The sequence below is a fragment of the Acerihabitans arboris genome, assembly GCF_010131535.1.
Taxonomy (GTDB): domain Bacteria; phylum Pseudomonadota; class Gammaproteobacteria; order Enterobacterales; family Enterobacteriaceae; genus Acerihabitans; species Acerihabitans arboris.
Genome location: NZ_WUBS01000004.1, coordinates 1 through 15,601, shown reverse-complemented (window position 1 = coordinate 15,601; position 15,601 = coordinate 1). Strand labels below are relative to the sequence as shown.

Sequence of the window (15,601 nt, the reverse complement as noted above, 5' to 3'; positions counted from 1 at the left end):
TTCCTTGCCCATTCCATCATCCCCCTTTACCGCTGATGAGCTGTTTCGCTATTTGAACAAGTCCGCGCTGACGGTCAGGTTGCCGCCGCTCTGGTTCTGTTCCCACTGGCGGGTAATATGATAGTACTTGGCGCCTTTTTTCGCGCCGAGACGGGCGACTTCATGCGCCACGTCGGTAGAGCTGTTGTAGTGGCCGGTAAAGGTGACGGAATCGAACGGCACCATTTGCGCGGCGGTGATTTTATTCACTTCCTGCACCTTGGTACCGTCGGGCAGCGTTACGGTGTAACGGCCACCCTGGGTGGATTGCGTTTCAAAGAAGCGGCCCACGTCGCGGCTTGGCGACGCGGACGAGGCTACTCCCGGTATTTCCACCCTGGCGGCGGCGGCGCCACCGGCGGCCAGCGCGGCTTTACCCGCTTGTGAATCGGCGGGGATGGCATCCGGGCTTTGCACTACGCGTTTGGCGGCGTCGGCTTTATAAACGTACGCGGTAACGTACTGGTTGCCGCCTTCGTTGGCGTCGACCTGGCGAACGATGTAAAACGAGGCTGCGCCCTTGTTCTGGGCGGCTTTGGAAATAGCATCGTTGATCTCGGGCTGGCTATGGAAAAAGCCTTTGACGCTGACGGTGTCATAAGGCTCAAGCTCGTTGGCCTCCTGGCGCGGCAACTCCTTTACCCCGTTGAATACCCGGTACTTGACGTCCTGCGATGCGGCCGGGGCGTCTTTATGATACAGATCCGCGGTGACGCGCCAGTTACCGCTGTTATTGGCGTCGTTGATCCCCTGGATATAATACCCATAGGCGCCCTTGGCGTCAGCACGACGTGAAATTTCATCGGCGGCGTCGTTGATGGCGTTAAACCGACCGGTAATCGTAATTCTGTCAAACGGCTGCAAACTGGCTGCTTTTTCCGGCGTCAGCTCTTGGGCTGCCTGCACGGATAACGTGGTCAACGTCAGTAACGCAGAGACCAAAACTGTGTTCTTCAGCTTCATAAAAAATCCTTTCGACATACGCTTTCAGGCTAAACATGCTGAACTGTTGATGTATAACAGAATAGCTGGCGATTATGGCATGTAATAATAGCGGGTGTCTCAGCAATTTATGGCACCGTGAACAACAATTGTTTGAGCCGGGGCAAATGGTGCGCCGTTTTATGCAAAAATGCCGTTTGTCAGCACAAAATATAGACCGCGGTTAGTATTTTAAGTAGGTTATTGTGTGGCTCTTGTAGGGTGATCCCAGGGTCTACCGTATGACACATTTGACTTTTGGGTCAGGATGACGGTTATTTTCAAAAAGAACAGCTCAAAAAGGGAAAGCTATGCGTATTGGTGTACCAAAAGAACGCTTGGCCAATGAGGCCCGCGTTGCCGCTACCCCCAAAACGGTAGAGCAGTTGCTCAAACTTGGTTTTACCGTGGCGATTGAAAACGGCGCTGGCAAGCTGGCAAGCTTCGAGGACGCGGCCTTTCTGGCGGCCGGCGCCTCCATTACGGATACCGCCGATGTCTGGCAATCCGATATCATCCTGAAGGTCAATGCGCCGACGGATGACGAAATTGCCCTGATCAAACCGGGCAGTACCCTGGTCAGCTTTATCTGGCCGGCGCAGAATCCGGCGCTGCTGGAAAAGCTCGGCGCCCATGATGTGACCGTGATGGCGATGGATTCGGTGCCGCGCATCTCCCGCGCGCAATCCCTGGATGCCCTGAGCTCCATGGCCAATATCGCCGGTTACCGCGCCATCGTGGAAGCCGCGCATGAATTCGGACGCTTCTTTACCGGACAGATTACCGCGGCGGGAAAAGTGCCGCCGGCCAAGGTGATGATTATCGGCGCGGGTGTCGCCGGGCTTGCCGCCATCGGCGCGGCGGGCAGCATGGGCGCCATCGTGCGCGCTTTCGACACCCGCCCCGAAGTGAAGGAACAGGTCCAAAGCATGGGCGCGGAATTCCTCGAACTGGATTTTGAAGAGGAAGCGGGCAGCGGCGACGGTTATGCCAAAGTGATGTCCGAGGCGTTTATCAAGGCTGAAATGGCGCTGTTTGCCGCCCAGGCGCAGGACGTGGACATTATTGTCACCACCGCGCTGATTCCCGGACGTCCGGCGCCCAAGCTTATCACCAGCGAAATGGTGGCGTCCATGAAGCCGGGCAGCGTGATTGTCGACCTGGCCGCGCAAACCGGCGGCAACTGCGAACTGACGGTGGCCGATCGGATCACCGTCACCGACAACGGCGTCAGGATCATCGGTTATACCGACCTGCCGAGCCGCTTGCCGACCCAGTCGTCACAGCTCTACGGCACCAACCTGGTTAACCTGCTGAAACTGCTGTGTAAAGAAAAAGACGGCGAGATCCTGGTGGATTTCGACGACACCGTCATTCGCGGCGTTACCGTAGTAAAAAGCGGTGAACTGACCTGGCCGGCTCCGCCTATCCAGGTATCCGCCCAGCCGCAGCAGGCAAAAGCCGCGGCGCCGCTGCCGAAACCGGCGGCCAAACCCAGCTCCCCGGCGCTTAAATACGGCTTGATTGCGCTGGCCATTATCTTATTCGGCTGGCTGGCCAATGTCGCGCCCCGCGATTTCCTGTCGCATTTCACCGTGTTCGCCCTGGCCTGTATCGTGGGTTATTACGTCGTTTGGAACGTTAGTCATGCGTTGCATACCCCGCTGATGTCGGTAACCAACGCCATATCCGGGATTATTGTGGTTGGCGCGCTGCTGCAAATCGGTCATGGCGGATGGGTGTCTTTCCTTTCCTTTATTGCCGTGCTGATTGCCAGTATCAATATTTTCGGTGGTTTCACCGTGACTCAGCGCATGCTGAAAATGTTCCGTAAAAATTAAGGGGTAAACCCATGTCTGAAGGATTAGTGACGGCGGCATATATAGTTGCCGCTATTTTATTTATTTTCAGCCTGGCGGGGTTGTCCAAGCACGAGAGCTCAAGGCAGGGCAATCTGTTTGGTGTCAGCGGCATGGCGATTGCGCTTATCGCCACGATTTTTGGCCCCCATGCCGGCAATATCGGCTGGATAATCGTCGCCATGGTGATCGGCGGCAGCATCGGGGTTTACCTGGCGCGTAAGGTTGAAATGACCGAGATGCCGGAGCTGGTGGCCATCCTGCACAGCTTTGTCGGCCTGGCCGCGGTGCTGGTGGGTTTCAACAGCTACCTGGATCACGGCGACATCCTCAACCCGGTAATGGAAAATATCCATCTGACCGAGGTCTTTCTGGGCATCTTTATCGGCGCGGTCACTTTTACCGGTTCGATTGTGGCGTTTGGCAAACTGCGCGGCAAGATTTCCTCGCGTCCGCTGATGTTGCCTTACCGCCATCATATGAATCTGGCCGCCCTGGTGGTGTCGTTCCTGCTGCTGGTGCTGTTTGTCAGGACCGACAGCGTCGCCCTGCAATCCATCGCGCTGCTGCTGATGACCATTATCGCCCTGGTGTTCGGCTGGCATCTGGTGGCCTCCATCGGCGGCGCCGATATGCCGGTGGTGGTGTCGATGCTCAACTCCTACTCGGGATGGGCGGCGGCGGCGGCCGGCTTTATGCTCAGCAACGATTTGCTGATCGTGACCGGCGCCCTGGTGGGTTCATCGGGGGCGATACTGTCCTATATTATGTGCAAAGCCATGAACCGTTCGTTCCTGAGCGTGATAGCCGGCGGGTTCGGCACCGACGGCTCCGGCGGCGGTGAAGAAACCGAAATGGGCGAATACCGCGAAACCACGGCGGAAGACGTTGCCGAGCTGTTGAAAGGCTCCAGCACCGTTATCATCACCCCCGGCTACGGCATGGCGGTGGCGCAGGCGCAGTATCCGGTGCATGACATTACCGCCAGGCTGATTGCCCGCGGCATCAAGGTGCGTTTCGGCATCCATCCGGTGGCTGGGCGCTTGCCCGGTCATATGAACGTGCTGCTGGCCGAGGCCAAGGTGCCTTACGACGTGGTATTGGAAATGGATGAGATTAACGAGGATTTCAGCAGCACCGATACCGTGCTGGTGATCGGCGCCAATGATACCGTCAACCCGGCGGCGCAGGAAGATCCGCGCAGTCCCATCGCGGGCATGCCGGTGCTGGAAGTCTGGAAAGCGCAGAACGTAATCGTGTTCAAACGTTCGATGAACACCGGCTACGCCGGCGTGCAAAATCCGCTGTTTTTCAAGGAAAATACCCAGATGCTGTTTGGCGACGCCAAGGCCAGCGTCGAGGCGATTTTACGCGCGCTCTGAATTCCGGCCAACCCGCTGGCGCGGGTTGGTCTTCAAACACAGCCCCGGATATTATCCAGGGCTTTTTTATTCGTACCTGTCGCCGCCTTCCAGCGTTACCGGCGAGACATAGTCGTCCGGCTTAATCGCCAGCAAATCGCATTTCAGATGGTCGATCACCAATTCGGTGGTGTTGCCGATAAACGCCGCGGAAAATCCGGTGCGCCCGATGCTGCCCAATACCACCACCCCGGCATCCAGATGCTCGGCCAAATCGGGGATCACTTCCTCCGGCAGGCCTTTTTCCACATGGGTAAATTTTTCATCCAGCTGGAATTTCTGCCGCAGGCTTTTCATGGCGATTAAATGCTGGCCGCGAATGGCGTCGTTATAGACGCTGGGATCGAAATCCGGCAGTTCGATGGCGATATTGATGGGGGTGACCGGGTAAGCCCCCACCAGATGGACTTCGGTCTGGTTGACCTGTTTCGCCAGGGCCAGGGTTTCGGTGACCAGCTTGACATTCAGCGGATCGTGATAAGGCTCCTCGCCGGAGAGATTGACCGCCACCAGCGCCTTGCCGCCTTCGGGCCAGGGTTGATCCTTCACCATCCAGACCGGGCACGGACATTTACGCAGCAGATGCCAATCGGTGGGGGTAAAGATAACGGATTCAAAACGATCGTGCTGATGGGCCATTTTCAGCACCAGATCATGTTGATGGGCGATGACTTCCTGGATGATGGCCTCGAATGGACGATTATGCCAAACCACCTTGATCTCGATGGGTACGCCGCTGCTCAGGTAGTGCTGGCACTGCTCCTCAATCCACGCGGTACGCTGGCTGATCACGCCCTGGCGCATCGCGGTGCGTTCATCGGGGGAAAGCAGCGTGGTCATTTCGTAGGAAAAATCATAGATGGGCAGAAAGGCTTTGATGGAACCGCCCAGCTGATGCACCAGATACACTGCCCGGCGCAGGGCGGGTTGATCATCCTGGTTAGGATCGATTGCAACTAACAGATTACGATACTTGGCCATTAAGAGACTCCTCATTTCTGCAAAACCACAGAATGTTAAAATAAGAGTAACTCATTGGGACATTGACGGACAGAAGAGAAGTGTTGCCGGATCAATAAAATCAAAACTTATATCCCCGGCCGGAGGTTGAACTGGTTGTATCAACACACTTTTTGCGGTGTGCCAGCCAGCTCGGACAGGGCTTCGCCGTCCTCGATGGTAATATATTTACCTTTCACCGCGAGCATGCCGCTTTTCTGGAAACGGCCCAACAGGCGGCTGATGGTTTCGACCGTCAGGCCGAGATAGTTGCCGATATCGCCCCGGGTCATGGTCAGGCGAAACTCGCGCGGCGAGAAGCCGCGTTGGGCAAAACGGCGCGACAGGTTGTAGACAAAGGCCGCCAGGCGTTCCTCGGCGTTCTTTTTGGACAGCAGCAGGATCATGTCCTGGTCGCCTTTAATCTCGCCGCTCATCAGCCGCATCATCTGCTGGCGCAGATTGGGCATCTTGCCTGATAAATCATCAAGGGTTTCAAAGGGGATTTCACAGACCATCGAGGTTTCCAGCGCCTGGGCGAAGCTTGGGTGCTGGCCCGCGCCGATGGCGTCAAAACCGACCAGATCGCCCGCCAGGTGGAAGCCGGTAATCTGCTCGTCGCCCTGCTCGGTGATGGTATAGCTTTTGATGGTGCCTGAACGGATGGCGTAAAGCGACTTCAGTTCGTCGCCGGCCTTGAACAGCGCCTGGCCTTTCTGGATCGGTTTTTTACGCTCGATGATATTGTCGAGCTGGTCCAGCTCGTGCTCATTAAGGGTAAAAGGAATACATAATTGGCTGATACTACAATCCTGACAGTGGATCGCACAACCGCCAGACTGGATTCGTCTGATAATACGCTTTTCCTGAATGATCATATCTCGCCGCTCATGCATTACTTGATTTGGGTCAATTTTACCATCAATTGGTGTCGTTGATAAAGTGTCCAACGCCCTTGCTGCACATTTAGCTAAAAGATCCGCGCGCGCGGGCGCGTTTTGACGGTGGGTTTTGCATTTTAAAAGGTGTAAGGTTAAAAAAAACACCACGGCAAAACACGTTCAACATCAGGGGACGACAGCTATGAAGCGGACAGTGGGCATTATCGGCGCGGGCCACGTGGGGGCCGATACGGCATTTTCCCTGGTGACCCAGGGATTGTGCGACCAAATCGTCTTGATTGATCATAATGAAGCCAAGGCGCGCAGCCAGGGCCTGGAATTGCGCGATATGGCGTCGCTGGTGGCCTCCAGGGTGCATATCGTCGTCAATGATTATGCCGCGTTGCAACAGGCGCAGGTGGTGGTGATGGCGGTGGGGCCGACCACGCTGCTGCGCGAGGACCGCATGGAGGAACTGCTGGAAACCAGCGCCACGGTCAGGCGGGTGGTGCCGCAGATCATGGCGGGCGGTTTTGACGGGGTCATTATCAATATCACCAACCCCTGCGACGTGATAACCGCCGTGATCCAGCGGGAAAGCGGCCTGCCGGCGTCCAGGGTGTTCGGCACCGGCACATCGCTTGATACCGCGCGCATGAAAAGGGTGGTCGGCGAGTTCTTCGGGGTGGATCCTAAAAGCGTCAGCGGTTATGTGATGGGCGAGCATGGCGAATCCCAGTTTGTCGCCTGGAGCACCGTGCGCATCGGCGGATGCCTGGTCAGCGCATGGGAAAGCGATAAACGGCCCGATCTGGCGGCAATGAAGAATCAGGTGCGCGCGGGCGGCTGGGAAATCCTGCTGGGCAAGGGCTGGACCAGTTTTGGCATCGGCACCGCCACGGCGCGGCTGGTCGACGCGGTGCTGTCGGATGCCCGGACCGTGTTCCCGGTGTCGGCGTGGGATCGGCGGGAAGCGGTGTACATCGGGCAACCGGCCATCGTCGGCGCCGAAGGTATCGTGCGGGTGCTGCCGGTGACGCTGGCTCCCGAGGAACGGCTGGCCTACGCCGCGTCGGCCGGGGTAATCGGCCGCGCGTTATCCTCGCTCTGACGGCCGGCGCTGCAGCAATGAAATAATTCTGGAGTCGGGCTATAGTCAAACAGTACTGTTCTTGATGAGTTGCCAACCAACAAAAGGGCGACGCCGGCATCGCCCTGATAAGCGCGAGTGACAACGATGACCTGGAATGATAAAGAACTGTTCAAAAAGGCCATGGACGATGTCAAACCGCTAAAGGATCCGGCCAAGGCGGTCTTTTTGCAGCACAAGTCCGCGCGGACCTTCCGCCGGACCGAAGATATCGCCGTTGCCGATAATTTTCTCATCACCGCCCTGCATGACGCGATCCCGCTTGATCTTCCCCTGTGCTATAAGCGTGACGGCATACAGCAAGGCGTGCTGGATAAACTGCGCGGCGGCCGATATCCCATCGAGGCCACGCTCAACCTGACACGCGCGCCCGTGGAAACCTGCCGCCGCGATTTGTTCGCGTTTATGCAGCGTCTAAGCCGCGAGAGCGTGCGCACGGTATTGATTATCCACGGCAAAGGGCGTAATAACGACAGTCATGCCAATATCGTGCGCAGCTTCGTGGCGCGCTGGCTGGCGCAGTTTGACCAGGTGCAGGCGTTCTGCAGCGCGCAAACCTTTCACGGCGGCGGCGGCGCCTGTTATGTCGCGCTGAAAAAATCCGCCATCGCCCGCGACGAAAATCGTGAGCGGCTTGCCCGGCGCGGGCGTTAATCTATGAGGACAGCGTCATGCCAGATTGGAATCCCGAACTTTACCGTCAATTCGAGGCGGAAAGAACCCGCCCGGCGCTGGAGCTGCTGTCACGCATTCCGCTGACGTCGCCTGCGCGGATAACCGATCTCGGGTGCGGCCCCGGCAATTCCACCCAGGGACTGCAGGAGCGGTTCGCGCAGGCCGTGGTCGCCGGTATCGACAGCTCGGCCGCCATGCTTGACAGCGCGCGCCAACGCCTGCCGCAGTGCCGGTTCAGTCGGGACGATATCGCCACCTGGCGGCCGGCCGCGGCGCAGGACATTATTTATGCCAACGCCTCGCTGCAGTGGGTGCCGGACCACCAGACATTGTTTCCCCGGCTGTTTTCCCTGACTGCCCCGGGGGGATGCCTGGCGGTGCAGATGCCGGATAACCGTGAAGAACCAAGCCACCGGGAAATGCGGCGTATCGCCGGGGAAGCGCCGTGGCGACAGCATATCGGCGACACGGCCGCGGTCAGGGTGAAAGTGCTAAGCGCGGAGCAATACTATGATCTGCTGGCGCCCGATGCTGAATCCGTGGATATCTGGCGCACCACCTATTTCCATGTTATGCCCTCGGCGGACGCGATTGTTGAATGGGTACGCGCCACGGGCCTGCGGCCTTTTGTCGAACGGCTGGACGAGGACCTGCGTTCCACTTTTATCACGCGTTACCGCCAGGCACTGCAAGACGCTTATCCCGCGCGCGCCGGCGGAACCGTTCTGCTGGCATTCCCGCGTCTGTTTATCGTCGCCGGGAAAGCCGTATAGCTCTACCTGCATTGACGTTTGCCGCTAAAATCAACTAGGGCCTTTTACCGCCCAAGTTGCGATGTCGCATACGGTTAAATGGCAAAAACAATGCAATAGTGGGATGCCGGCCCAAGTTATTTCATTAGTCCTTTTGAACATAAACACCGATAATTGCAACGGGAACAGTAAAGTTGTCAATATAAAGTTTCCTTGCGATACTAATAGAGTCGGTTAATAATAAATCTTAACAAAAGGAGGGTTATGAAAGTCGCAGATAAGGCATATCCTTGTTATAAGGATAATGTTGAAGATATATCCGATTCGTTTTCTATAAAATTTTGTTTGTCAAAAAAATCAACGCTACGGCGCAATTTTCAAAACGCCAGAAGTGTCGGGGAGAAATTGTCACTGCGTCATGCTTCTTTCCCTGATTCCTTGAATGACCTGGATAAAATACAGGACGCCTGGCCCCCTTTATCGACATTCACTCTTCGCCGCAGTGTAGCGATGCCCGATATTGGCGGCAAGCCTGAAACTATTCATATAAAAACCATGCTCAGGTATCATGTTGTGGATTTAGATTATGTGATTGACGCCACCCATTATGTTTATGGCGGCTCGGTGCATAATGGTCCTTTTTTACAGCAGGGTATTACGCTTGATCGGGAGGGCGGGCTACTGCTGGTGAAAGGGAAGCAGAAAGATTTGTTTAAAAGCGGCTGGCAGGCAATCCATGGCGTTAAAAAATTCCATGTGGCACAGGTTGATTTAAATGAATACAACCACCTGAAATTTGAAAGTCTTTTCATCAATGATGATGGTCTTTTGATAGGAAAAACGAAAGATGAAAACGAGTATTATGACATAAAATTACGCGCCGCCGGTATGCGGAAAATCCTTGATGTGGATGCGAATTTTGATGATTCATTTATGATCGCCGTCTCGCTTGGGAAATTGCCGCCCAGGGTACCGGCCCCGGATAAGCTGCGCTTCAAATGTCATGACGGCGCTAATGTTGCATTTATATTTAAAGAGGGCGATATTTATCTGGTGTCATCCGCGGAACAGCAGGATGAGGCGCAGCGGGGCACCATGCTAAAAAAACTCAGGCTACCGCTATCCCGCCAGGAGAAAATTTCATCCGCTACAAAAATGCTGAATATGATCAAATTAACGGTGGAAGATCATGGCAACATAAAGATTTTCTACCTGGATCCTAACTATGTGGATAGGATCAATTTAAAAGTCAGGCATTTAAGCCATAAGCCGCCACAAAATTTTTATTCAGGCACGGCAACCGATCCCTTTGAACGGGTAGTTTCCGGCCAGCCTTTTTCCAGCAGGCGCTGGGGTAACTTCAGCAGCCGGCGGATCCCATTACTGGCAAAAACGGTTGATAATTTTCGCATTAACTTTAAGCGTGCAAGAACATTTTCCCACCAGGGGAATGCCCGCCTTGCCGCCATCGCGGTTGCGCAGGCGGTGGACCCCGGTATGCAAAGCCTGGCGCAAATCATAACGGCAAGCGTCAAGAAAAACCGGGATAACGTCATTGACCGCGGGCAGCCGCAGGCATTTTCACCAGAATTTACTGAAATAAATAATTTTGCCGATAGTAACCGAATGAATAACCTGCTCGATTCGGCTACGCCGTATCTCAGCGTCCAGGCGAATATCAGTGAAAAAATTAAATATACCTTGTCTTTGTTAAATAAGAATGATTCTGTCTCCTTGAATAGTTTGTTCGACGCGTCATGTTTCCTGGGGGTGGCGATGGCCGGTTTGCCTTTCAGGCCCGGTTGGTTCGCCGGCATCCTGGCCCGGATTAACAAGAGTCACTCTTTGACCTTTACCAAGAATGATAAAGGGAATATAAAATTCAACTATACCAAAATCAATTATAAATCATTAGTTTCCATCTTAGGCACCGGCCAGGGTTTGGAAGATCGCTGCAAATTAGTGACTTTTAACAGGATTGATTATGGAACAATAATGCCCTTGGAAGCCAATTTTATCCTGATGGCGAACCTTAATCGGGAAGTCAATTTTAGTTTTGATATTGCCTGGGATCATATAAGCGACCTGCTGGAGGCGATTTTCAATCCAGGGGACAAGAACAAGCTTATCGTGAATTTAACCCGACAGGCCATAAAGAAAACCAGTAAAGGCGTGGGGGCCACGCTGCTATTGGAAGCCAAAAGCGAGATCCGGGCGCAGGTTGGCTTTATGGCCAATCCCGGCACGTTCATGGTATTGCCACGCACCGCGTCGGGCATCGGCGGCGCGGTAAATTTCTTCGATATCAACCGGCAAGACGATGAAGTATTGACCTATTTTGCCGGCATACCCGCGCAACAAAACGCTGTCACCTATAATCAGAACTATCTTGGCATGTCATTGTTTTCTTATCAGGAGAGCAAGATCATGCCAATAGCCATGGCGTCCATACCGTACCGGGACGATACCCTGCTGTGTTTTCCGTTACCCTTAACCGAAGAGTCAAAACAGACGCTGCCCATCACCCGCAATGCCTGGCTCAGAAATTATCGTCTGGACAATGCAACCCTAAAAATTGAATCGGAGCCTTTGTTTTCCAGGAGTAATAAAGAGGCTGCAATGGCAACGGGGCAGGATGCGGAGCTGGCGTTTAACCTGATGGTCAATGAACTCGATTATGCGGTCTCCGGATTATTAAAACAATTGCCGGAATTGCCGGGAGACGTAGGCGACATGGTTCGAGCCCTGAGTAAGAACATAAAAAATGCATTCGATCGCTGCCATGGTTACCAAACGGTGAAGCAAGGGCAGGAAATCGGCACTTTTGTCCTGTCCTTAGGCGACTATAAACAGAACCTGCTGCTGTTAAGGCAATTTAAGGCCGCAAAAATTGATATTTTTGCCAAACCGCCCAAACCGTTTTATCGCCGATGGAAAAAGACCATCCGTCCCTGGACGCTTAACACCACCCTGGCAGAATTTCTGGCGGAAAAAGCGCAAAGCCCGGGTGCCGCCAATAGCCAGGTGAAGGAACGCCGCCATCGCGCGTATGACTTTATCCGCGCCGTGGAAGACTATGCCGCCAGGAGCAGCAGGGACAGCCTGGGGAAACGCTCCGGGGTAATGGCCATCGCGACCTATAAAATCCAAAAAAAGGTGCTCAGGCAGATTTGCCGGGAATTTATCGCCGCCCTCGACATTATCCAACTGGGGGGCGCAAACGAGTATAGCCGTGCCGTTAAGCGCCTAGAGTTGCTTTCCGATCGATGCAGCCTGGAAAGAGCGGGAACCAATCCCTTGTTCCAACTTAACGATATCCAGCTGGTCCGGCAAAATACCCTGGTATCCCGCGTTGGCACCGTGCCTTGCACGATTTTGACTGTGGCGGACAGGAACGAAATTACCTATACCGCCTCGCTTGATACCATCAGGTTTGAGTATCGGGATAACGATGTTTTCCCTTATCGACTGACCTCATCTTTGAATATTATGCCCGATTTGTTGATGTAGCCGTCCAGGCCAAGTCTTAGAATGGACTATTAATTAAATTTAGTCCATAATAATACCAATGCAACGACGGAGGGCCAGCCATGGCATTACCGCAAAAATTACCGCTCACCAGCGAGAAGAAACATGCCGCCGCCATCGGGCTTAAAACCGTCATGACCCTTCTGGAAAAGTGGGGCTGCACGCCGGAGCAGGCCCAGGCCATTTTGCAGATATCCAAGGCGTCGTATTATAAATTTAAAAAGGATCCGGCCGCGGCGCAGTTAACCAACGATCAGCTGGAGCGGCTGAGCTACTTGCTAAATATCCACGCCTCGTTGCGCACCCTGTTTGAAAATCCTGAAAATGTGTACGGCTTTATGTCGCTCAATAATCATAATCCATACTTCAACGGACGCAGGCCGCTTGAACTGCTCAGCACCGGCCATTTCGGCACCTTATATGAGGTACATAAACAACTTGATGCGCTGCGCGGTGGCCAATGGTAATGACCGACGCCACGGCGCTGCCGGTTTTAAACCTGCCACAACAGCGCGGCTATCGCCTGATCAATTCCAAATATCCTCCTATTACGCTGTTTGATGATGTCGCCGATGCCGAAGAGTTTGAAGCCCTGTATGAGCTCCAGGCCCTGACCAATCCCAGGCTAAAAAACAGTGCCGGGGAGCTGGCGTATTTGCCTGCCGCCGATATACCTTTCGGCATTGCCGGCTGTTCCTACGCGGTGGCGCCGTTTACCCATGTCAATCCGCTGGGCAGCCGTTTTTCCGACGGTACTTTCGGCATGCTCTATATTGCCGACGAAATGGCCACCGCCCTGGCGGAGGTGGCCTATCATCAGCAACAGTACTTGCAGCGAATAGAAGGGCTGAAATATGATCGGATGGTGATGCGCAGCCTGGTGTTTATCTTTGACGCCGAACCGGCAAAAGATGCTTTAATATTGCCGTTGTCCCATCCCATCTACGATCCCCACAGCTATAACGCCGCCAGGACGTTGGGCTTGAGTTTAAAAGCAACCGGCTGGGCGGGGCTGCGCTACCGGTCGGTCCGCAGGCCCGGATCCACCTGCTGGGGTTTATTCACCCCTAAAGGCGTGAAAAGCGTGCAGCAAAGCGCGCATTATGAATTTATCTGGGATGGAAGAAAAATCAGCAAGATAGACCATATTGTTTCAGCGCAGGCGCTAAAGTAAACCTGTTCCTAACCGGAAGAGGCGCTGTTTGCCTAAAATGGCTGGTGCCGCCCGGCAAACATCCTGTAATTTTTATCAGCCCGCGCTGCCTGGGTAACTGACAGCCCTATTTGTATCCTCAAACAAAGTAATACAATTTAGGCAAAGACTCATGCGCATCGGTATGAATTAAAACTAATAGTGAAATTTATGAATATTTAACTTATGGCTATTTAAAAATAATCTAGAAAATGCCGCCCGGAAATCGGGCGGCAGTGATTAAATATTTAAATAGCCGCTTTTACCATTGTGGTCCTCTGTGGTCTCCGCAATTCGGGCGCGGCGGGTAGTAAGGAGGCGGAGGCGGCGGATAGCATCCGGGGCGCGGTGGATAATAAGGCGGCCGCGGCGGGTAGTAGGGCGGCGGAGGCGGTAGGAAGCATCCGGGGCGCGGCGGATAATAGGGCGGCCGCGGCGGGTAGTAAGGAGGCGGAGGCGGCGGATAGCATCCGGGGCGCGGTGGATAATACGGCGGCCACGGCGGGTAGTAGGGCGGCGGAGGCGGCGGGAAGCATCCGGGGCGCGGCTGATAATAGGGCGGCCGTGGCGGGTAGTAAGACGGAGGCGGCGGCGGATAGCATCCGGGGCGCGGTGGATAATACGGCGGCCGCGGTGGATAATATCCTGGATTTGACGGATTGAAATATGAATCATTTGGATTTGTCATTATAAAAATCCTCGACATTCAATGCATTGGCGCTTAAGCGCGCGGTTGTAATATCATTTTTTATTTAAAGCCAATAAAGGAATATAAATAAATCACAATTTAATATTGCAGATTTATCTTTAAAGTAAAATGCCAAATAAATACCACGTGTTATGACACATAATGCTAAAAACTCTCAAGACGTTTGTCATCGATCGCAAATTTTATTATTGCCTGGTGTTGAAAAAATAACTGCTGCCAGCTGAAGCATTAGATTAATATTGGTTAATTATTAAATAATTAATCAAAAATATAGTCATTCCATTTTTATATGGTTTAAATAGACGATTAAATATATTATAAATCAGCCTTGTGCTTGTCTGGTTTAACTAAATATGCCTCATTTATTAACAGGCTGTCAATTGCTTAATATAGCATGTTATTTTTTGATAAAATAAAGCATATCCACGAGATGTAAGTGTAATATACAGGTGGAAGTGAAGTGAAAGAATACAAACTTACACTCGATCAGCCATTGGATAATCGCAAAAGCCCGTGCCGGTATTCAAATCCGGAATAGACATGCAGGCGGAACCTGCTGGTATTGCTGCCCGTAAATAGGGCAGCGATAACGGCATGGCAAGCCCTGCTTCATTCACCATGGATACTGAACGGGTCCATAGCCATCGTACCCATGCGCTTGATGCTGCGGATTAAAAGGCAACGCTGGGTACCCGTCCGGCTGTTGTATATCACCGGGTGCCGGATTGGGATAATCTGGAGATGAAATTACCCCCTGCGGCTGCGTAAAGCTGGCCTGAGCATATCCGGCGCTGCGCTGCCCATCGCGGCCCACGGCAAATACCAGGAAATAATAGCTTTGGCCGGGGATGAGGTAATCCACCCGGATCGACGCGTTCGCGCCGGGAGAAAAAAACCAGGCCTGGCTATTGAGTTCCAGCGCGGCGAAGCCGTTCACCACGCCGCCACCGCCGCCGGGGATGATATTCAGCTGAGCCGTGGTGGCGTTGACAAATTGATAGCTCGCGCTGAGGGGCGCGGCGGGCGGCAGCGCCGGCGCAGTCCCGATGATCACTTCGAGCGTATTGCTGCTTGTGGCGCTGGTTTGACCATTGGCGGCGACGGATATGATAAAAAAATCATACAGCAGGCCGGGGGTTAAGGTACTCAAGGTGAGGGTGTATCCGGTTATATTGGTAAGGAATGCGCCGTTTTGATACAAGCTGAAGTAGGACACAGGCTCCGTACCGTCGGTGCCATAGTCCCATTGCAAGGTGACCGAACCGGCGGCAACCGCCGTGGTGCGCAGATTCACCGGCGAGGGCGGACGGGCGAGAGCGGCGGTGGTCGGGGTAATTTCATTGCTGGCATTCAAACCGAACTGCCCGTCTAACCCTTCCGACACGATATAGAAGCGATAGGTTGTTCCAGGCGTT

Annotated in this window: 13 protein-coding genes; 9 read left to right on the top strand and 4 right to left on the bottom strand. The window is 53.9% G+C overall.

Annotation, left to right across the window (positions count from 1 at the left end; translation table 11 throughout):
* Positions 1–48 precede the first annotated feature (48 nt).
* Positions 49–1,002: a DUF1471 family protein YdgH gene (gene ydgH, locus GRH90_RS06225; RefSeq protein WP_162365087.1), complete on the bottom strand. Its 954-nt coding sequence runs from the start codon at positions 1,000–1,002 to the stop codon at positions 49–51.
* Positions 1,003–1,331: 329 nt separating this feature from the next.
* On the opposite strand from ydgH, the gene pntA reads away from it, so the two are divergent.
* Both pntA and pntB read left to right on the top strand, forming a co-directional pair.
* Positions 1,332–2,861 carry a Re/Si-specific NAD(P)(+) transhydrogenase subunit alpha gene (pntA, locus tag GRH90_RS06220; protein WP_162365086.1) on the top strand — a complete coding sequence of 510 codons (1,530 nt, stop codon included), beginning with the start codon at positions 1,332–1,334 and terminating at the stop codon, positions 2,859–2,861.
* An 11-nt stretch (positions 2,862–2,872) separates the two neighbouring features.
* The gene (gene pntB / locus GRH90_RS06215; protein WP_162365085.1) at positions 2,873–4,261 is read left to right on the top strand and encodes a Re/Si-specific NAD(P)(+) transhydrogenase subunit beta; all 1,389 of its coding nucleotides are present in this window, start codon (positions 2,873–2,875) and stop codon (positions 4,259–4,261) included.
* A 66-nt stretch (positions 4,262–4,327) separates the two neighbouring features.
* Here the strand turns inward: pntB and uspE are convergent, their stop codons facing one another.
* Both uspE and fnr read right to left on the bottom strand, forming a co-directional pair.
* Positions 4,328–5,281, bottom strand: coding sequence for a universal stress protein UspE (gene uspE, locus GRH90_RS06210; RefSeq protein WP_162365084.1), 954 nt, complete (start codon positions 5,279–5,281; stop codon positions 4,328–4,330).
* 140 nt (positions 5,282–5,421) lie between these two features.
* A complete protein-coding gene (gene fnr / locus GRH90_RS06205; protein ID WP_162365380.1) occupies positions 5,422–6,174 on the bottom strand; it encodes a fumarate/nitrate reduction transcriptional regulator Fnr in 753 nt (250 codons plus the stop codon).
* Positions 6,175–6,382: 208 nt separating this feature from the next.
* Here fnr and GRH90_RS06200 point away from each other — a divergent pair, with 208 nt between their 5' ends.
* The 7 genes from GRH90_RS06200 (at position 6,383) to GRH90_RS06170 (ending at position 14,140) form a co-directional block, all read left to right on the top strand.
* A complete protein-coding gene (locus GRH90_RS06200; protein WP_162365083.1) occupies positions 6,383–7,291 on the top strand; it encodes an L-lactate dehydrogenase in 909 nt (302 codons plus the stop codon).
* A gap of 126 nt (positions 7,292–7,417) precedes the next feature.
* Positions 7,418–7,984 carry a DNA endonuclease SmrA gene (gene smrA / locus GRH90_RS06195; RefSeq protein WP_162365082.1) on the top strand — a complete coding sequence of 189 codons (567 nt, stop codon included), beginning with the start codon at positions 7,418–7,420 and terminating at the stop codon, positions 7,982–7,984.
* A 17-nt stretch (positions 7,985–8,001) separates the two neighbouring features.
* The gene (gene tam, locus GRH90_RS06190; RefSeq protein WP_162365081.1) at positions 8,002–8,778 is read left to right on the top strand and encodes a trans-aconitate 2-methyltransferase; all 777 of its coding nucleotides are present in this window, start codon (positions 8,002–8,004) and stop codon (positions 8,776–8,778) included.
* Positions 8,779–9,021: 243 nt separating this feature from the next.
* A complete protein-coding gene (locus GRH90_RS06185) occupies positions 9,022–12,267 on the top strand; it encodes a hypothetical protein (protein ID WP_162365080.1) in 3,246 nt (1,081 codons plus the stop codon).
* Positions 12,268–12,347: 80 nt separating this feature from the next.
* Entirely contained in the window at positions 12,348–12,752 is a 405-nt protein-coding gene (locus GRH90_RS06180; RefSeq protein WP_162365079.1) for an antitoxin Xre-like helix-turn-helix domain-containing protein, read from the top strand.
* Positions 12,752–13,459 (top strand): RES family NAD+ phosphorylase, encoded by a 708-nt coding sequence (locus tag GRH90_RS06175; RefSeq protein ID WP_218586226.1) that lies wholly within the window; start codon positions 12,752–12,754, stop codon positions 13,457–13,459. The genes GRH90_RS06180 and GRH90_RS06175 overlap by 1 nt, the downstream gene beginning before the upstream one ends.
* A 366-nt stretch (positions 13,460–13,825) precedes the next feature.
* Entirely contained in the window at positions 13,826–14,140 is a 315-nt protein-coding gene (locus GRH90_RS06170) for a hypothetical protein (protein ID WP_162365077.1), read from the top strand.
* A 659-nt stretch (positions 14,141–14,799) separates the two neighbouring features.
* On the opposite strand, the gene GRH90_RS06165 is transcribed toward GRH90_RS06170, so the two are convergent.
* A partial coding sequence (locus GRH90_RS06165; protein WP_218586225.1) for a fibronectin type III domain-containing protein occupies positions 14,800–15,601 on the bottom strand: 802 nt, incomplete at its 5' end.